Below are 16,926 nucleotides of genomic sequence, written 5' to 3' on the forward strand. Positions count from 1 at the left end.
GGATGACTGTGTCCGTTGCTAAACCCTGTAGCCCTGGAGCCGAACGTGAAGCGGACCTATCAGCCGTCGCGACTCGTGCGCAAGCGCCGTCACGGCTTCCGTTCGCGGATGGCCACCAAGAACGGTCAAAAGATTGTTGCGCGTCGTCGCGCAAAAGGCCGTAAGCGCCTGACGGCCTAACGTCACGCGCCCATTACCCTTTGGGCGGGCGCATGACCGATCCGATGAAAATCGATCGCCTGACACGGCGGCCCCAGTTTCTGGCGGCCGCCAAAGGTGTTTCTCAGGCCCGCGGCGCCGTGGTGGTTCAGCAACTGGACCGTCAGGACGGACAGACCACGATCCGCCTGGGATTCACCGCCACCCGCAAGGTGGGCGGCGCCGTGGTGCGCAACCGCTGCAAACGCCGCCTGCGCGAGGCCGCGCGCCTGCTGGCGCCCCTGCACGGGCGTCCCGGCTGCGACTATGTGTTCATCGCCCGCATGGGCACGGCGGACCGCGACTGGGACCGTCTGCTTGACGATGTGAAATCGGCCCTTACAAGGCTCGCAACCCCGCGTGCGGCTCCCGATATGGGAGATGCGGCGAAATCGCCCGCCCGCGCCTCTGACGATTCGCGCCCCTCCGGCCAGGACCGCTGACCCCGATGCAGAACGAGAATTCGCGCAACACCATCATCTTCTTCGTGTGCGCGGCCCTGATCATGGGCGTGTACTACTTCATGGTGATGCGTCCCCAGGCCGAGATGCGCCGCCAGCAGCAGGTCGCGGCTGCGGAGCAGAAAGCCGCCACGGCGAGCGACGCCGGTCTGACGTCAGGCTCCGCCGCTCCGGCCGCCTTCGTCGCCGACCGCGCCCAGGCCCTGGGCACGGCGGCCCGCGTGCCGATCCAGACGCCCAAGCTCAAGGGCTCGTTGTCGCTGCAGGGCGCCCGCATCGATGACCTGTACCTGACCGACTACAAGGAAACGCTGGACAAGAATTCGCCGCCGGTCGAGCTGTTCCGCCCGCAGGGCATGGAGCACGCCTACTTCGCCCAGTTCGGCTGGAGCGGCCCCAATGTCGCCGGCGGCGTCCCCGGCCCGAACACGCCCTGGACCCTGACCAAGGGCGCGACCCTGACGCCGACCACGCCCGTCGAGTTGACCTGGGACAACGGCGCCGGCCTGCGCTTCACCCGCGTCATCGCCATCGACGCCCAGTATGTCTTCACCGTCACCGACACCGTCGCCAACCTGAGCGGCCAGCCGATCACCATCGCTCCCTATGGCCGCGTCGAACGCCAGGGCGTGCCCGCTGATCTGGGCAAGCAGATGATCCTGCATGAAGGCGCCATCGGCACCTTCGGCGCCAATGGCAAGTTCACCACGGAACAGGTCAAGTACAAGGACTGGGCCAAGAAACCGCGCATCGAGAAGCAGTCGACCGGCGGCTGGCTGGGCATCACCGACAAGTACTGGATGGCCGCCCTCATCCCGGACCAGAAGGAAGCCATCGAGGGCCGCTTCGCCGTCCGCGATCCTGAAGGTCTGAACGTCCACGAAGCCGCCATGCTGGGCGCGACCCGCACCATCCAGCCGGGCCGCCAGATCGAGGAGACCCAGCGTCTGTTCGCCGGCGCCAAGCGCAACGAGATCCTGGCCGGCTATGAGAAGAGCCTGGGCCTGCCGCGCTTCGTCTACGCCATCGACTGGGGCCACCTCTTCTTCCTGACCCGCCCGATCTTCATGATCGTGGAGTTCTTCTACGGCGTCCTGGGCAACTTCGGCCTGGCCATCCTGGCCCTGACTGTCGTGGTCAAGCTGGTCATGTTCCCGCTGGCCAACAAGTCCTACGAGAGCCTGTCCAAGATGCGGACCCTCCAGCCCAAGATGGAGGAGATCAAAAAGAAATTTAAGGACGACCCGCAGAAGCAGCAGCAGGAGACGATGGCCCTGTATCAGCGGGAGAAGATCAATCCCCTGGCGGGCTGCCTGCCCATCCTGGTGCAGATTCCGGTCTTCTTCGCCCTGTACAAGGTGCTGTTCGTGACCATCGAAATGCGCCACGCGCCCTTCTATGGCTGGATCAAGGACCTGTCGGCCCGCGACCCGTCGACGATCTGGAACCTGTTCGGCGCCATTCCGTGGGACCCCGCAAGCCTGCCGCTGCTGGGCAACCTGCTGAACGGTCCGCTGCACCTCGGCGTCCTGCCGATCATCTATGGCCTGACCATGTGGCTGCAGCAGTCGATGAACCCGCCGGCCCAGGATCCGATGCAGCGTCAGATCTTCGCCTTCCTGCCCTTCATCTTCACCTTCATCATGGCCCCGTTCGCGGCCGGTCTGCTGATCTACTGGGCCTGGAACAATATCCTCTCGATCGCGCAGCAGTACGTCATCATGCACCGCTTCAAGGCCGAGAACCCGATCGACACCTTCCTCGCCCGCTTCAAGAAGGCCTGATCCGTTGGAGCATCCGTCGGACGAGCCCAAGGTCGGAGAATATTCGGACGCCGAGATCGAGGCGGCCCGCGTGCTGTTCGCGCGTCAGGCTACCTTCGTCCTGGGCTGCGCCAAGATCGAGCAACTGCCTGACCCCGACCTGCCGGAAATCTCGTTCGCGGGCCGGTCCAACGTCGGCAAGTCCAGCCTGATCAACGCCCTGGTGGGGATGCACAAGCTGGCGCGAGCGTCGAACGAGCCGGGCCGCACGCGCGAGGTCAACTTCTTCGATCTGGACGGCCGGATGCGTCTAGTCGACCTGCCGGGATACGGTTGGGCCAAGGCGTCCAAGACGACGGTCAAGAAGTTCCAGGACCTTGGCCGCGACTATCTGCGCGGCCGGGTGACGCTGAAGCGGGTCTATCTGCTGATCGACGCCCGCCACGGTCTCAAGAAGGTCGACGACGAGGCGCTGGACGCCCTAGACCTGGCCGCCGTCAGCTATCAGATCGTCCTGACCAAGGCCGACAAGCTGAAGAAGGGCGAGGCCGAGAAGGTTCAGGCGGCGACGCTGAAGGCCATCTCCAAGCGCCCCGCCGCCTATCCGGCGGTGCTGGTCACCTCGTCCGAAAAGGGCTTCGGCATCCCTGAACTGCGCGCCGAGATCATGCGCACCACGGGCGTGACGCTGGACTGATCGTCGTCTGCGGATGAACCGCGACGCTTGAACCGCGTTGACCCCTCGGTTTCAACGAGAGGGGAGCGTTCCATGCGTTCAGTACTGATCGGCGGCGTCGCCGTCGCCTGCCTGCTGGGTCTGTCGGCCTGCGGAAACAACAACAAGACCGAGGCGCCTGCGGGCGAAGCGGCGAAGAAGGCCCCTGGCTCGATCGAGGCGGCTCTGGACGCGCCCCGGCCCGGCCTGTGGCGGGTCTCGACCGCCATGGAGGGGGCGCCCGGCGGCGCGACCATCCCGCCGCAGGAGGTCTGCGTCACCGAGGCCAAGCTGGAGCCGCCGGCCAACGCCCAGCAGCCCGGCGCCGACTGCACCACCCAGGCCTTCGCCCGTCAGGGCGATGCCATGGTCGCGGCCACCGCCTGCACCCTGCCGGGCAATATGAAGATGGACTCGACCATCCGCGTCACGGGCGACTTCAACAGCCGCTACGTCACCGAGGTGACGACGAAGCTGACGCCGCCGCCCACGCCGCAGATGGCTCAGACCAAGATGACCATGACCGCCGAGCGCATAGGCGACTGCCCTGCGACTTGAGAACGCCGCTATCCTTTCGGCCGATATGGCGCCGCTGAAAAGCGGCCCCATATCGGTCAGATGATCCCGCTTTCCATTCTCGACCTCGCCCCGGTGCCCGAGGGCTCCGACGTTTCGCAGTCGCTGGCCAACACTCTCGACCTGGCCCGTCACGCCGAGCGTCTCGGCTACAAGCGCTACTGGCTGGCCGAGCATCACAACATGCCGGGCATCGCCAGCGCCGCGACCTCGGTCGTCATCGGCGCCGGCGGCGTCATGCTGCCCAATCATGCGCCCCTGGTCATCGCCGAGCAGTTTGGCACCCTGAACGCCCTCTACCCCGGCCGCATTGACCTGGGTCTGGGCCGGGCGCCCGGCTCGGATCAGGCGACGGCGCGGGCGCTGCGCCGTACGCTGCAAGGCGACGTGGACGCCTTCCCTCAGGACGTGATGGAACTGATGCAGTGGTTCGCGCCCGCGACGTCGGATCAGCGCATTATCGCCAACCCCGGCGAGGGTCAGGCCGTGCCGATCTGGATCCTGGGGTCGTCCACCTATGGGGCGCAGCTGGCGGCCCATCTGGGGCTGCCCTACGCCTTCGCCAGTCATTTCGCGCCCGGCGAGATGATGCGGGCCCTGGACATCTATCGCCAGACCTTCCGGCCGTCCGCACATCTGGACAAGCCCTACGCCATGCTGGGCTACAACGTCTTCGCCGCCGAGACGGATGAGGCCGCGCGTCTGCTGTTCACCTCTGTTCAGCAGGCTTTCGTCAATCTGAGAACGGGTCGCCCCGGCAAGCTGCCTGCCCCGGTCGCGGGCTACTATGAAGCTTTGGACGGCGCCGCGCGGGGCATGATCGACGCCGCCCTGGCCTGCTCAGCCGTCGGTTCGCCTGAGACCGTGCGCGCCAGCATGGAGGCCTTCATCGCCAAGACCGGAGCCGATGAATTGATGGTCACCAGCCAGATCTGGGATCCGGCGGCGCGGGTGCGGTCGCTTGAACTTCTGGCGCAGGCGGTCGGGCAGGGCTGAGTTTCAGCTTTCGTCCGGCGCCGTAAATGTCAGATCAGAACGGCTCCGAACGCCCTCAGTCAGGCGTCTCCAGGCTGCCCCCAGGCGGATAGCGTCCGCCAGGTCCTGAGAGCTGAGCGCCATGTGCGTGTCGAGCCTCAGGCGCAAGCCCTGGCAGGCGGCCAACAGGCCAGAGGCGTAGCGCACGTCTGGGATTGTGGAGCGCGCTCCCAGCCGTTCCAGCGAGGCGTAGCGCCAGCCGTGGTTTATGGGATGCTGGTTCAGCAAGTCCCACTTCTCGGCTGGCGAAAGGGCGCCGCCGAGGTGCTCCCAGGCGCCGCTGTCCGGGGCCTGTCGATAATGGCCGGGCGCGCTGGGCAGGTCGTGAAGGGCGTAGACGGCCAAGGCGGCTGCATCGACCTCGTCGAGCAGGGCGCGCAGATCGTCGCTCTCTTCCGGTGTCAGTAATGGACTGGCGGCGTCGCCGTGCGCCTCCTCGACGGCTGGCCGTGATCGAGGAGGGCGCAGGAACATGGCTCAGTCGAGATTGATCGTGCTGGTGACCGAGACGTCATAGACGACACGGGTCACGCTCTGAACGAACTCGAAGAACTTGCGGGCCTCGGCGGCGCTGGCGCGGGGCGCGTAGATGATGTCGTCCGGCTCGATCTGGAAATTGCTGGCGATGAAGAAGCCAGAGCCTTCGTTGAGGTTCAGGCGATAGACCACCGGCACACCACGCTGCGTGGGGGCTTGCTGGATGCCGAGGGCGTCGGCGACTTCGGGGCGCTCGAAGCGGAAGACCAGAACCGACTTGGCGTCCGCCAGGTTGGAATCCAGGCCGCCGACGCCGCTCAAGGCCTCGGCCAGCGTCAGCGGGCCGGGCGGCAGGTCGGTGCGGGCCACGGCGTTAAAGGCGCCAAACGAGCTGAAGCGGCGCGGTTGATAGACCAGATTGACCTGATCGCCTCGCTGCAGTCGGACATTCTCGTTGAACGCGGTCGTCACGATCGACATCGGAGCGGCATAGGTCTGGCCGCCGCGCTGGATGCGGACGGTGACGTCATAGACAGAGCGCGAGGAGCCGCCGGCTGCAGCGATGACGTCCAGAATGCGGTCGTGGTTGGCCGCCAGGGGCTGGCGGCCGGGATTGCGCACCTCGCCCAGCACGGTCACGGCGTTCGAGGTGTTGCCGACCAAGGTGACGATGACCTGGGGGTTGGCGACCTTGCCGCTCAGGGCGCGGCGCACGGCGGCCGAGGCCTGGGCGGGGGTCAGGCCCTGGACGGAGACTGAACCTGCGAAGGGCACAGCCACCGCGCCATTGCGATCGACGATCAGCGGCGGCAGGGTCTGATTGCCGCCTTCGGTATTGCGGCTGGCTCCGCCGCCGAACAGGCCGCCGGCGGGTTCAAAGATGCTGACGGCCAGAGTGTCGCCGATTCCGATGATGTCGGTCGGCGCTTCGCTGGAGGCCAGGGCCAGGGTGGAGAACGACCGCTGCGGCGCCGCCTTTAGCCGCTCGCTGAGGGCGAAGTCGAGGTTGACCAGGGCGTAGTCGCCCTGGCGCTCAGCATTACTGGCGCGGTTGACCACGCCCACGCCCGAGGGCCCGTCCCGTGGCAGGGTCGAGCAGCCGGCGAGAAGGGCGACGATCATCAGACTGGCGGCGGTACGGGTCATTGCAGCTCTGCTTCAAGTTCGACTGATGCTTACCCGGCAGCGACCGTCGCCGCCAGTGGCGCGAGAAGACGATCCTCAATCCGTTGGAAATGCGCCGGCCAGGTGGGCGGCTCGTAGGCTGGCGCGATCGGGCGTTGTCGCGTGGCGGTCTCGAGGGCGTTCAGCCATCCCAGGCCGTCTAGCGGGTCGATCAGAGCGGCCTGTGGCACCAGTTCGCGGTGAGGCGGAATGTCGGAGGCGATCAGCGGCACGCCCATGGCGCAGGCCTCGACCGCCGGCAGGTCGAAGCCTTCGACCGACGAGGGCGCCAGCACCGCCTGGGCGCCGCGCATCAGGTCGGCCAGGGCCGTGTCGGGCAGGTTCTCGACCTGATGCACCAACCCCTGAAGATTGGGCGAGCGCTGCAGGTGATCCAGCACCGCCTCGTTCTCCCAGCCATAGCGCCCGATCAAGACCAGCCGCGGGGTCTGGTCGCCCATGCTTTCCTGCAGGCGACGCCAGACCGTCAGCAGGAAGGCCAGGTTCTTGCGCGCCTCGATGGTGCCGACATGGACGAAGTATGGACGACGTCGGACGCCGGGATCGGCCTTCAGGAAGATCGGCTCCAGACCCAGGTGGGCGACCTCGACGGGCGGCGCCTTCAGCCCTTCGCGATCGGCGAAGGCCAGCACTTCGTCGGCGGTGTATTGGGAGTTGACCAGAATACGCGAGGCGTACTGCAGGGTGGTCAGCACCCGCCGTCGGTGCTTGTCGCCGTCGCCAGGCCGGCAGAACTCGGGGTGGGTGACGGGGATCAGGTCATGCAGCATCACGACGCGTTCGATGCCTTGCGCGCCCAGACTGGTCAGGATCTCGGGCGTGTTCAGGCTGGTGTGGCCGACATTGAAATAGAGCCTGGCTGGCGGCGGGGCGGCGACCCGACGCGAACGAAAATACTGTTTCCAGACCCGCGCCTTCTTGCGCTTCTTTTTTGGCTGATGGGGGTCTGGCGCTTCCCCGATGACAGAGGCGGTCGGTGTCTCGGCTTCCAGGGCGGCGAACAGACGACGCTCATGGGCGTTGAGGGGGCGGTCGGTCGAGCCACCGGTCCAGCGGCGGCGAAGTTCGACGATGCAGTCGCGGAACCACTGCTGCTCCACCGCCGCCAACTGATCGTGACGTGAGCGCACAGGCACCATCCGGTAATCCGGGTGATCGATCAGCCATTCGGCATAGGCCAGGCAGACCCGATCCACGCCGGTCGGCGCGCTGCGATCGGTACGGCTCAGCAGGCGGCTGGCGTCGAATAGGATGTCCTGGGTCATCAGGAGACGTAGCCGGCCTGCATCAGTTCGGCGATGTGAATGACAGCCACGGGACGGTTGTTCTCAACCACAAACAGGTTGGCGATCTTGTTGGCGCTCAGAAGATCGACCACGTCGCTCATGCGGGCGTCGGGATCGACCGTGATCGGGCTGCGGCTCATGATGTCTTCGGCGCGGATGGTCGTGATGTCGCTGGAGAAAGCGCGGCGGATGTCGCCGTCAGTGATGACGCCCGCCATACTGGCGTCGGAGTGCAGGACAGCGACCGCGCCCTTGCGACCGGCGCTGATGGCCGAGACGACTTCGCTGAAGCTGGCGTCCAGCGGCACGCTGGCGGGCGTGGCGGCGTTGTCGCCCATCCATTCGCGCACGCTCTGCAGGCTCATGCCCAGGGCCCCGCCCGGGTGGTGCAGGCCGAAGTCCTCCCGAGTGAAGCCGCGCCGGTCCATCAGCACCATGGCCAGGGCGTCGCCGATGGCCAGGGTCATCAGGGTCGAGGTCGTCGGCGCCAGGCCGTTGGGACAGGCTTCGGCCACCTTGGGCATGGTCAGGCTGACGGCCGAATGGCGGCCCAGGAAGCTGCCGGCCCGCTGGGTGATGCCGATGACCGGAATGTTGTTGCGCTGGCAGTAGAGCAGGGGGTCGCGCAGTTCGCGGCTCTCGCCTGAGTTGGAGATGGCCAGCAGGGTCGTGTCAGGCCGCAGCATCCCCAGGTCGCCGTGGCTCATCTCCGCCGGGTGGACAAAGAAGGAGTTGGTGCCGGTCGAGGCCAGGGTGGCGGCGATCTTGCCGCCGATGTGACCCGACTTGCCCATGCCGGTGACGACCAGATAGCCCGGACGCGACAGGATGATGTCGCAGGCGCGGGCTATCGAGACGTCGATGGAGCGCTCCAGCGCCTCCAGGGCCTCGATGTTCAGTCGCACGACCTCGCGCGCTCGGTCGGTCATCGCGGCGATCTGCTCCGGCGACGAGTGAACGGAATCGGGCATGGGCAGGCTCCTCAACGCCGGACCGTCGCAGCGGTTCTTCGTGGCGCATCCGCGAATTGCCCCATCTGGATTGTTCGCACAATGGCGAGGCTGCGACGGAATTGTCACCTCGACGGACAACCTTCCCGGCCTCGGCGCGTTTCCAACAGTCTCGACAACAGCATCGAAACGAGTCCGGACCTTATGTTGTCTGCCTCCGGGGCGATCGCCTCACGCCTGCCCAAACCGCCTCTTGAACTGAAGAAGCCCGCCCTCTTCCTGGATCTGGACGGTGTTCTGGCGCCCCTGGCGCCGACGCCGGACGCGGTCGGGCCGGACGCCCGGCGCACCGAGGTGCTGAAGCGGCTGACGGATCGGCTGGAGGGCCGCGTCGCCATCGTCAGCGGGCGCACCCTGGGCGAGATCGACCGGATCAGCGACGGCGCGGCCCGCGCCGCCTCGGGCGTGCACGGCCTGCAAAGACGACGCGGCGACGGCACCTTCGCTAACCGGACGCCGGACCCGGCGGTGCGACGCGTGGTCGCGGCCTTCGACGCCTTCGCCGCCGAACGGCCGGGGGTCATCGTCGAGGACAAGACCCTGGCGGCGGGTTTGCACTATCGCCAGGCACCCGGCGTCTCGGCGGAGGCCCTGGCCCTGGCGGCGTCGCTGGCGAAGGAAACGGGCCTGGCCCTGCAGCCCGGTTCGATGGTGCTGGAACTGAAGACCCCCGGCACGGACAAGGGCGCGGCCCTGACCGCCTTCATGGCCGAGGCGCCGTTCAGGGGAGCGCTGCCCATCATGGTCGGCGACGATTTGACCGACGAGCACGGTTTCGAGGCGGCTGAGGCCTTGGGCGGGTTCGGCGTTCTGGTGGGCCCCGACCGCCCGACCGCCGCCCGCTATAGGCTGGATGACGTCGCCACCGTGCTCGACTGGCTGGATCAGATCGAAGGAGGCCCCGCATGAGCCGACCCAACCTCGACCTCGCCCCCATCGGCAACTGCTCGGTCAGCGCCCTGATCGACCGGACGGGCCGCTTCGTCTGGGCCTGCGCCCCGCGCATCGACGGCGATCCGGTCTTTTCGGCCCTGATGGACGGCGACGATCCCGAGCACGGCTTCTGGGCTATCGAGCTGGCCGATATGGCCTCGATCGAACAGGCCTATGTTCGCAACACCGCCGTCCTGCGCACGGTGATGACCGACGAACGCGGCGCCTCGGTCGAGATCCTCGACTTCGCGCCGCGCCATTTGAAGCATTCGCGCATCTATCGTCCCATAGCCTTCGCCCGGGTGGTGCGGCCCCTGTCGGGGGCGCCGCGCATCACCGTGCGGCTGCGGCCTTCAGCGGACTGGGGCGCGCGCCGGGCCGAACAGACCTCGGGCTCCAACCACATCCGCTATCTGTGCACCGACCTGACGCTGCGGCTGACCACCAACTGCCCCGTCACCCATGTCCAGAACGAGCGCACCTTCCGGCTGGAGGGCGAACTGGCCTTCTTCCTCGGCCCGGACGAGGGCTATGATCAGTCGGTCACGGCGGGCGTTTCGGCGGCGCTGGACCTGACCATCCTGCACTGGAAGCTGTGGACGCGGACCCTCTATGTGCCGCTGGACTGGCAGGAGGCGGTGATCCGCGCCGCCATCACCCTGCGTCTTTGCGTCTATGAGGAAACCGGCGCCATCGTCGCCGCCATGACGACCTCGGTGCCCGAGTTCCCCGAGAGCGGGCGCAACTGGGACTATCGTTTCTGCTGGGTGCGCGACGCCTACTACACGGTGCGGGCGCTGAACCGGCTGGGCGCTGTCGATATCCTCGAGAACTACCTCGGCTACCTGCGCAACCTGGTGGACGACGCCCAGGGCGGCCATGTCCAGCCCGTCTATGGCGTGGGGCTTGAGGCGGACATCGGCGAGAGCGTCGTCGAAACCGTCGAGGGCTATCGCGGCATGAAGCCGGTGCGCGTCGGCAATCAGGCGCACGAGCATCTGCAACACGACGTCTATGGCCAGATCGTCCTGCCCCTGGTGCAGGCCTTCTTCGACGAGCGCCTGTTGCGCCCCGGCACCATCGAGGACTTCCATGCGCTGGAGAAGGTCGGCGATCGCGCCTTCTCCATGCACGATCAGACCGATGCGGGGCTTTGGGAGTTCCGCACCATCGCCCGCGTCCACACCTATTCCTCGGTCATGTGCTGGGCCGCCTGCGACCGGCTGGCCAAGGCGGCGCGGCACCTGGGGCTGACCGAGCGTGGCGAGCTGTGGGACGAGCGGGCCCGCCTGATCCGGGCGCGGATCGAGGCCGAGGCCTACCTGCCGCACGAGGGCCGTTTCGCCGCCAGCTTTGGCGGGACCGAGCTGGACGCCTCCCTGCTGCAGATGACCGATCTGGGCTTCCTCGACGCCCGCGACCCGCGTCAGGTCAAGACCTTCGAGGCCGTCGAACGGGACCTGAAAAAGGGTCCCTACCTGTTCCGCTACATCCACCCCGACGACTTCGGCGAGCCGGAGACGGCCTTTAACTTCTGCACCTTCTGGTTCATCGAGGCCCTGCATCTGAACGGCCGGACGGAGGAGGCGCGGGCCATCTTCGACGAGATGCTCAGCCGTCGCACCCATGCGGGTCTGCTCAGCGAGGACATCGCGCTTCAGGACGGCGAGCTGTGGGGCAACTACCCGCAGACCTATTCCCTGGTCGGGATCATCAACTGCGCCGTCCTGCTCAGTCGTTCGTGGCAGGACGCGCGATGAGCCGCCTGATCGTCGTTTCCAACCGTGTTTCGGCCCCGAAGGACCCGGCTTCTGGCTCGGTCGGAGGGCTGGCCATGGCCCTGTCGGCGGCGCTGCGGAAATACGACGGCCTGTGGTTCGGCTGGTCCGGCGAGACGGTGGAGCAGTTCACCGGCGAACTGAACATCGAGGAACGGGCCGGCGTCACCGTCGCCACCGTCGACCTGGAGCCGCAGGACGTCGACGAATATTACAACGGCTACGCCAACAAGACCCTGTGGCCGCTGTTCCATCACCGGGTCGATCTGACCGCCTATGAGCGGTCCTACGGCGAGGGCTATGAGCGCACCAACCGCCGCTTCGCCGAGGTGCTGCAGCCTCTGATCCAGCCCGACGACATCATCTGGATCCACGACTATCACATGATCCCGATGGCGCGGGACCTTCGCCGTCTGGGGGTGAAGAACCGGATCGGCTTCTTCCTGCACACGCCCTGGCCGGCGCGTCAGTTGCTGGTGACCCTGCCGCACCATCGGCGGCTGGTGGAGGCGATGTTCTATTTCGACCTGATCGGCTTCCACACGAAGGAATGGCTCGGTCTGTTCGAACGCTATGTCGAGGTCGAGGCGCGGGGGCGGGTGTCGTCCGACCATGTGATCGAGGCCTTCGGCCGCCGGGTTCAGGGCGGGGTCTTCCCCATCGGCATCGACGTGGATGGGTTCCTGGCCGCGCGCGACTCGGTGTTGGGCAACAAGACCTATGACCGGATGGCGGCCTCGGCGGCGTTTCGGTCGATGATCGTCGGCGTGGATCGGCTCGACTACTCCAAGGGGCTTGAGCAGCGGATGCTGGGCTTCGAGCAGTTCCTGGAAGACAATCCAGACATGCGCGGTGAGGTCTTCCTGTTGCAGGTCACGCCCATCTCGCGCGATGACGTGGATGCCTATCAGGACATTCGCGGGCGGTTGGACGCCCTGGCCGGGCGCATCAACGGCGCCTATGCCGACATGGACTGGCAGCCGATCCGCTATCTGAACCGCACCTTCCGCCGCGACCAGCTGGCGGGCCTCTATCGCGCCGCCAAGGTCGGTCTGGTCACGCCGCTGCGCGACGGCATGAACCTGGTGGCCAAGGAATATGTGGCGGCCCAGAACCCGGAGGATCCCGGCGTGCTGATCCTGTCGCGCTTCGCCGGCGCCGCCGAGCAGATGGGCGAGGCCCTGCTGGTCAATCCCTTCAGCCGCGAGGAGCTGTCAGAAGCCATCAAGAAGGCCCTGACCATGCCGCTGAAGGAGCGCATCCGCAAATGGACCGCGCTGATGCAGGTGGTGCGGGACACCGACGTCGCCATCTGGCGCGACAGCTATGTCGGGGCGCTGAAGAACGTCGCCGTCCGCGCCGACGACGACATCGTTGCGGACTGACGCCTAGCTGGCTTTCGCGAACTGCGGCGGCGCCCCGTCCCGGGCGATGGCGCGGGCGTGGGCGGGACGCGCCGCCAGCCGCTCGACATAGGCGTCCAGCAGGGGGCTGTCCGGCAGGTGGTCGCGCGCCCAGGCCACGGTGCTGCCGATCAGGACGTCGGCCACGGTGAAGCGGTCGCCCATCAGCCAGGGGCCTTCCCACAGGGCCTCCAGCAGCCGGGTCACGGCCGCGTCGTAACGCGCACGAGCATGGGCGTCGGCGTCGACTGCGCCGGTGATCTTGTTCCACAGCGACGGCTCCAGTTCGCCCGAGGCCCAGAACATCCAGGTCAGCAGGGGCCCGCGTTGCGGCGAATCCGGGGGGAAGCTCAGGCCTGCCTCCGGATGCAGACCGGTCAGGTAGAGGGCGACCGCCGCTGACTCGGTGATGAGGGCGCCGTCGTGCAGCAGGGCCGGGACCTTGCCGTCGGGATGGGGGTTCTTGGGATCAGCGGCGCCGGCCCCGTCCATGCGACGGATGTCGCAATACTCGATGCGGCAGTTGGCCCCCAGTTCCTCGACCAGCCAGACCAGGCGCGAGGAACGGGACCAAGGGGCATGGAACAGGGACAGCATCGATAATCCTCCCAGATATCGCGCCGTGACGGGGCGTCGGCGGCGGTCCGTCTTGACTACTGCCAGCCTGCTGCCACCATGCTGTCAGCAGTCTTCGGCCAGGGTGGGGACATGAGACGCGCCGACCGACTGTTCCAGATCATCCAGGTGCTGCGCCGGGCCACACGTCCGGTGACGGCCGACGCCATCGCGGCCGAGCTGGAGACCTCCAAACGCACCATCTATCGCGACATCGCCGCCCTGCTGGGCCAGCGGGTGCCGATCCGGGGCGAGGCGGGGCTGGGCTATGTGCTGGACGGAGGCTTCGACCTGCCGCCGCTGATGCTGACCTCGGACGAGATCGAGGCGGCGGTGCTGGGGGCGCAGTGGGTGGCGGCGCGCGGCGATCCGGCCCTGGCCCGCGCGGCGCGCGACCTGACGGCCAAGATCGCCGCCATCGTGCCGGAACGTCTGCGCCCGGTGGTGCTGGAGCCCTCGGTGGCCACGCCCCCGCCGTGGGAGCAGAAGATCGAGACGGTGGACCTGGCCCAGGTGCGGGCCTGGATCCACGCCGGGCGCAAACTGCGGCTGCATTACGCCGACGAGCAGGGGCGCGAGACGACGCGGGTCATCTGGCCCTTCCTGATCGGTTATCACGAGCGGGCGCGGCTTTTGCTGGCCTGGTGCGAGACGCGCGAGGACTTCCGCAGCTTCCGCGCCGACCGGGTGGTCGACGCCGAGTTTCTGGACGACCGCTACCCCGGCCGGCCCGCCGTCCTGCGCCAGCGCTGGTTCGCGGCGATGGAGGCGCGGCGGGCCGCCGAGTGCGGGCCTCAGTAGATCTCGAACAGGCCCGCCGCGCCCATGCCCCCGCCGATGCACATGGTGACGACGCCGTATTTGGCGCCACGCCGCTTGCCCTCGATCAGCACATGGCCGGTCATCCGCGCGCCCGACATGCCATAGGGGTGGCCGATGGAGACGGCGCCGCCCGAGACGTTGAGCCGGTCGTTGGGGATGCCCAGTGTGTCGCGGCAATAGAGGACCTGCACCGCGAAGGCCTCGTTCAGTTCCCAGATGCCGATGTCGTCGACGGTCAGGCCGTGGCGCTTCAGCAGCTTGGGCACGGCGAAGACGGGGCCGATGCCCATCTCGTCGGGCTCACAGCCCGCCACCGCCATGCCGCGATAGGCGCCCAGCGGTTGCAGGCCGTGCTTCACCGCCTCGCCCGCCTCCATGACGACCGCCGCCGAGGCCCCGTCCGACAGCTGCGAGGCGTTGCCGGCGGTGATGAACTCACCCTGCTGGATTTCCTCGCCGCCGCCGAAGACGGGTTTGAGCGCCTTCAGGCCTTCCAGGGTGGTCTCGGGGCGATTGCCCTCGTCTTTGGACAAGGTGACTTCCTGCGACGAGGTCTGGCCGGTGGCCTTGTCCATGACCAGCATGGAGGTGGTCATCGGTACGATCTCGGCGTCGAAATGACCGGCGGCCTGAGCCGCGGCCGTGCGCTGCTGCGATTGCAGGGCGTATTCGTCCTGGGCGTCGCGGCTGATGTCATAGCGGCGGGCCACGACCTCGGCGGTCTCCAGCATCGACATATAGATGTGAGGCGACAGCTTCAGCAGCGCCTCGTCCTTCATTCGATAGAGGTTCATGTGCTGGTTCTGGACCAGGGAGATGCTCTCCAGTCCGCCGCCGACGGCCATCTTCTGGTTGTCGAAGATCACCTGCTTGGCCGCCGTGGCGATCCCCATCAGGCCCGAGGCGCATTGCCGATCCAGGCTCATGCCGGGAACGGAGGCGGGCAGGCCCGCGGCCAGCGCCACCTGACGCGCGACGTTGGTGCCGGTCGAGCCCTGTTGCAGGGCCGCGCCCATGATGACGTCCTCGATCTCGGCGGGATCGACGCCGGCGCGGGCGACCGCGTGCCTGACGGCATGGGCGCCGAGCGCCTGTGCCTGGGTGTCGTTGAAGGCCCCGCGATAGGCCCGGCCGATCGGGGTGCGGGCGGTGGAGACGATGACGGCTTCACGCATCGAGAAGTTCTCTCTTTTTTGGGGCGCTATCGCTCGCGACGCGGTCGCTCGCTGCTTGAGCGCCGAAGAGGGCGCTATCGCTGGCGATGCGGACGCGCGCTGGGTAAGCGCGTTTCCTGCCTAACAGAGAGAGGATAGGCGCCTCACGTCGGGTCAACGCAAGGGGGGAAGGGGCGCGCCTTCCTTACGGATGTTGGCGCGTCCCACGGGTATTCCCCCGGCGCCGATCTTGACCCCGGAAAGGTGTCCGACGGCGTCCGGACCGCTGGATGGGAAAACCGACAGCGTCGCTAAACGCGTGCCGGTCAGCCTATCATTGATCCCGCCGCTGATTATATCGAACCGATGATCACGCGGGCCGATCGTCCCCTTGTAGGCCAATATGACAGGTCGCTCGGGCTCGAACCTCGGATTCCATTCATCGGAGATCATAAGTTCAAAGACATCACCGGGGGACAGCGTTTCAGCCATGATGCTTCTGGGCCTTGGTCAGTTCGATCATGCCCTGCGCCGCGCCCATGTCCGGCACGATCTCGTTCGTGCGGTCCGAGATGGCGTCGAAGCGGGCGGCGACCTGTTCCGGGGCGTCCGGGCCTGCGGCGAAATCGCCCTGGGTCAGGGTGACATAGGCGCGTTCGAAGCCGCCGGCGCCGGCGGCCAGGATGGCCCGGGTCGGGGCGTCGCGGCTGACCAGATAGAGCAGACCCGGCGAGACCAGTTCCGGCCCCAGAGCCTCCAGCGGCAGGCCTTGCAGGTCCTCGGTCATGCGGGTGTGGGCGGTCGGGGCCAGGGCGTTGACGCGGATGTCGTTCTTGGCCCCCTCGATGGCCAGGGTCTGCATCAGGCCGACCAGGGCCATCTTGGCTGCGCCATAGTTGGCCTGGCCAAAGTTGCCGAACAGGCCCGACGACGAGGTGGTCATGACGATGCGGCCATAGTTCTGGGCCCGCATGATGTCCCACACCGCCTTGGTGCAGTGGACAGCGCCCATCAGGTGGACATCCATGACCAGCCGGAAGTCGGCCAGCTCCATCTTGGCGAAGCTCTTGTCGCGCAGGATGCCGGCGTTGTTCACCAGAATGTCGATCCGACCCCAGCGGGCCATGACCTCGGCGACCATGGCGTCGACCGCGGCTGCGTCGGTCACAGAGGCCGCATTGGCCATGGCCTCGCCGCCCGCGGCCTCGATTTCAGCCACCACGGCCTCGGCCGCCGTGGCCGAGCCGCCCGAGCCGTCGCGGGCGCCGCCCAGATCATTGACCACCACCTTGGCGCCGCGCGCCGCCAGCGCCAGGGCGTGCTCGCGGCCCAGGCCGCCGCCTGCGCCCGTCACGATCGCCACCTGGCCGTCGAACCTGATGCTCATCCTGCGTCTCCGTTTTGTTTCAAGACGGTCGTAGCAGGCGAGAATGGGGTGCAAAACGGGGTTTTGTGTTGAAACGGCGCCACAGTCGCCGCAATCCCGCGAAGAATGGCGGAACCTGAGCGATCCCA

18 protein-coding genes are annotated in these 16,926 nt (G+C 67.3%); 10 read left to right on the plus strand and 8 right to left on the minus strand.

Annotation, left to right across the window (positions count from 1 at the left end; genetic code table 11):
- Window positions 1-45: 45 nt before the first annotated feature.
- The 6 genes from rpmH (at window position 46) to ACIQTU_RS02450 (ending at window position 4,709) form a co-directional block, all read left to right on the plus strand.
- On the plus strand, window positions 46-180 hold the full coding sequence (gene rpmH, locus ACIQTU_RS02425; protein WP_003164000.1) for a 50S ribosomal protein L34: 135 nt from the start codon (window positions 46-48) through the stop codon (window positions 178-180).
- 32 nt (window positions 181-212) lie between these two features.
- A complete protein-coding gene (gene rnpA, locus ACIQTU_RS02430; protein ID WP_346506622.1) occupies window positions 213-641 on the plus strand; it encodes a ribonuclease P protein component in 429 nt (142 codons plus the stop codon).
- Between the two features lie 5 nt (window positions 642-646).
- A complete protein-coding gene (gene yidC, locus ACIQTU_RS02435) occupies window positions 647-2,443 on the plus strand; it encodes a membrane protein insertase YidC (RefSeq protein ID WP_400541799.1) in 1,797 nt (598 codons plus the stop codon).
- 4 nt (window positions 2,444-2,447) lie between these two features.
- Window positions 2,448-3,119, plus strand: a complete 672-nt coding sequence (gene yihA / locus ACIQTU_RS02440; RefSeq protein WP_400541802.1) for a ribosome biogenesis GTP-binding protein YihA/YsxC — start codon at window positions 2,448-2,450, stop codon at window positions 3,117-3,119.
- Window positions 3,120-3,191: 72 nt separating this feature from the next.
- Entirely contained in the window at window positions 3,192-3,695 is a 504-nt protein-coding gene (locus ACIQTU_RS02445; protein WP_400541805.1) for a DUF3617 domain-containing protein, read from the plus strand.
- Window positions 3,696-3,755: 60 nt separating this feature from the next.
- A complete protein-coding gene (locus tag ACIQTU_RS02450; protein WP_400541808.1) occupies window positions 3,756-4,709 on the plus strand; it encodes an LLM class flavin-dependent oxidoreductase in 954 nt (317 codons plus the stop codon).
- A gap of 3 nt (window positions 4,710-4,712) precedes the next feature.
- On the opposite strand, the gene ACIQTU_RS02455 is transcribed toward ACIQTU_RS02450, so the two are convergent.
- Genes ACIQTU_RS02455 through ACIQTU_RS02470 form a run of 4 tightly spaced genes read right to left on the minus strand, consistent with a single transcriptional unit; the run spans window position 4,713 to window position 8,667 of the window.
- On the minus strand, window positions 4,713-5,222 hold the full coding sequence (locus tag ACIQTU_RS02455) for a hypothetical protein (RefSeq protein WP_400541811.1): 510 nt from the start codon (window positions 5,220-5,222) through the stop codon (window positions 4,713-4,715).
- 3 nt (window positions 5,223-5,225) lie between these two features.
- On the minus strand, window positions 5,226-6,371 hold the full coding sequence (locus tag ACIQTU_RS02460; RefSeq protein ID WP_400541813.1) for a polysaccharide biosynthesis/export family protein: 1,146 nt from the start codon (window positions 6,369-6,371) through the stop codon (window positions 5,226-5,228).
- Window positions 6,372-6,400: 29 nt separating this feature from the next.
- Window positions 6,401-7,675 (minus strand): glycosyltransferase family 4 protein, encoded by a 1,275-nt coding sequence (locus ACIQTU_RS02465; protein WP_400541815.1) that lies wholly within the window; start codon window positions 7,673-7,675, stop codon window positions 6,401-6,403.
- Complete coding sequence (locus ACIQTU_RS02470) at window positions 7,675-8,667, minus strand: SIS domain-containing protein (protein ID WP_400541818.1); 993 nt, start codon at window positions 8,665-8,667, stop codon at window positions 7,675-7,677. The genes ACIQTU_RS02465 and ACIQTU_RS02470 overlap by 1 nt, the downstream gene beginning before the upstream one ends.
- A gap of 183 nt (window positions 8,668-8,850) precedes the next feature.
- Here ACIQTU_RS02470 and otsB point away from each other — a divergent pair, with 183 nt between their 5' ends.
- Genes otsB through ACIQTU_RS02485 form a run of 3 tightly spaced genes read left to right on the plus strand, consistent with a single transcriptional unit; the run spans window position 8,851 to window position 12,802 of the window.
- Complete coding sequence (otsB, locus tag ACIQTU_RS02475; protein WP_400541821.1) at window positions 8,851-9,615, plus strand: trehalose-phosphatase; 765 nt, start codon at window positions 8,851-8,853, stop codon at window positions 9,613-9,615.
- Window positions 9,612-11,399: a glycoside hydrolase family 15 protein gene (locus tag ACIQTU_RS02480; protein ID WP_400541824.1), complete on the plus strand. Its 1,788-nt coding sequence runs from the start codon at window positions 9,612-9,614 to the stop codon at window positions 11,397-11,399. Before otsB ends, ACIQTU_RS02480 begins: the two co-directional genes overlap by 4 nt.
- Window positions 11,396-12,802 (plus strand): trehalose-6-phosphate synthase, encoded by a 1,407-nt coding sequence (locus ACIQTU_RS02485; protein ID WP_400541827.1) that lies wholly within the window; start codon window positions 11,396-11,398, stop codon window positions 12,800-12,802. Before ACIQTU_RS02480 ends, ACIQTU_RS02485 begins: the two co-directional genes overlap by 4 nt.
- A 3-nt stretch (window positions 12,803-12,805) precedes the next feature.
- Here the strand turns inward: ACIQTU_RS02485 and ACIQTU_RS02490 are convergent, their stop codons facing one another.
- A complete protein-coding gene (locus ACIQTU_RS02490; protein ID WP_400541830.1) occupies window positions 12,806-13,417 on the minus strand; it encodes a glutathione S-transferase family protein in 612 nt (203 codons plus the stop codon).
- A 111-nt stretch (window positions 13,418-13,528) separates the two neighbouring features.
- On the opposite strand from ACIQTU_RS02490, the gene ACIQTU_RS02495 reads away from it, so the two are divergent.
- Window positions 13,529-14,236, plus strand: coding sequence for a helix-turn-helix transcriptional regulator (locus ACIQTU_RS02495; RefSeq protein ID WP_400541833.1), 708 nt, complete (start codon window positions 13,529-13,531; stop codon window positions 14,234-14,236).
- Here the strand turns inward: ACIQTU_RS02495 and ACIQTU_RS02500 are convergent.
- The 3 genes from ACIQTU_RS02500 to ACIQTU_RS02510 all read right to left on the minus strand — a co-directional run bounded on the left by ACIQTU_RS02500 (window position 14,230) and on the right by ACIQTU_RS02510 (window position 16,798).
- Window positions 14,230-15,432: an acetyl-CoA C-acyltransferase gene (locus tag ACIQTU_RS02500; RefSeq protein WP_400541836.1), complete on the minus strand. Its 1,203-nt coding sequence runs from the start codon at window positions 15,430-15,432 to the stop codon at window positions 14,230-14,232. The genes ACIQTU_RS02495 and ACIQTU_RS02500 overlap by 7 nt on opposite strands.
- A gap of 153 nt (window positions 15,433-15,585) precedes the next feature.
- Window positions 15,586-15,903 (minus strand): hypothetical protein, encoded by a 318-nt coding sequence (locus tag ACIQTU_RS02505; RefSeq protein ID WP_400541839.1) that lies wholly within the window; start codon window positions 15,901-15,903, stop codon window positions 15,586-15,588.
- Window positions 15,896-16,798, minus strand: coding sequence for an SDR family NAD(P)-dependent oxidoreductase (locus ACIQTU_RS02510; RefSeq protein WP_400541842.1), 903 nt, complete (start codon window positions 16,796-16,798; stop codon window positions 15,896-15,898). Before ACIQTU_RS02510 ends, ACIQTU_RS02505 begins: the two co-directional genes overlap by 8 nt.
- Between the last annotated feature and the right edge of the window lie 128 nt (window positions 16,799-16,926).

Source organism: Brevundimonas sp. NPDC090276, assembly GCF_044772165.1.
Lineage (GTDB): Bacteria > Pseudomonadota > Alphaproteobacteria > Caulobacterales > Caulobacteraceae > Brevundimonas.

Excerpts from the sequence above, each read along its gene's own strand:
- rnpA (WP_346506622.1), top strand. The coding sequence starts at position 213 with ATGACCGATCCGATGAAAATCGATCGCCTGACACGGCGGCCCCAGTTT.
- yidC (WP_400541799.1), top strand. The coding sequence starts at position 647 with ATGCAGAACGAGAATTCGCGCAACACCATCATCTTCTTCGTGTGCGCG.
- ACIQTU_RS02445 (WP_400541805.1), top strand. The coding sequence starts at position 3,192 with ATGCGTTCAGTACTGATCGGCGGCGTCGCCGTCGCCTGCCTGCTGGGT.
- ACIQTU_RS02450 (WP_400541808.1), top strand. The coding sequence starts at position 3,756 with ATGATCCCGCTTTCCATTCTCGACCTCGCCCCGGTGCCCGAGGGCTCC.
- ACIQTU_RS02455 (WP_400541811.1), bottom strand. The coding sequence starts at position 5,222 with ATGTTCCTGCGCCCTCCTCGATCACGGCCAGCCGTCGAGGAGGCGCAC.
- ACIQTU_RS02460 (WP_400541813.1), bottom strand. The coding sequence starts at position 6,371 with ATGACCCGTACCGCCGCCAGTCTGATGATCGTCGCCCTTCTCGCCGGC.
- ACIQTU_RS02465 (WP_400541815.1), bottom strand. The coding sequence starts at position 7,675 with ATGACCCAGGACATCCTATTCGACGCCAGCCGCCTGCTGAGCCGTACC.
- ACIQTU_RS02470 (WP_400541818.1), bottom strand. The coding sequence starts at position 8,667 with ATGCCCGATTCCGTTCACTCGTCGCCGGAGCAGATCGCCGCGATGACC.
- otsB (WP_400541821.1), top strand. The coding sequence starts at position 8,851 with ATGTTGTCTGCCTCCGGGGCGATCGCCTCACGCCTGCCCAAACCGCCT.
- ACIQTU_RS02480 (WP_400541824.1), top strand. The coding sequence starts at position 9,612 with ATGAGCCGACCCAACCTCGACCTCGCCCCCATCGGCAACTGCTCGGTC.
- ACIQTU_RS02485 (WP_400541827.1), top strand. The coding sequence starts at position 11,396 with ATGAGCCGCCTGATCGTCGTTTCCAACCGTGTTTCGGCCCCGAAGGAC.
- ACIQTU_RS02490 (WP_400541830.1), bottom strand. The coding sequence starts at position 13,417 with ATGCTGTCCCTGTTCCATGCCCCTTGGTCCCGTTCCTCGCGCCTGGTC.
- ACIQTU_RS02495 (WP_400541833.1), top strand. The coding sequence starts at position 13,529 with ATGAGACGCGCCGACCGACTGTTCCAGATCATCCAGGTGCTGCGCCGG.
- ACIQTU_RS02500 (WP_400541836.1), bottom strand. The coding sequence starts at position 15,432 with ATGCGTGAAGCCGTCATCGTCTCCACCGCCCGCACCCCGATCGGCCGG.
- ACIQTU_RS02505 (WP_400541839.1), bottom strand. The coding sequence starts at position 15,903 with ATGGCTGAAACGCTGTCCCCCGGTGATGTCTTTGAACTTATGATCTCC.
- ACIQTU_RS02510 (WP_400541842.1), bottom strand. The coding sequence starts at position 16,798 with ATGAGCATCAGGTTCGACGGCCAGGTGGCGATCGTGACGGGCGCAGGC.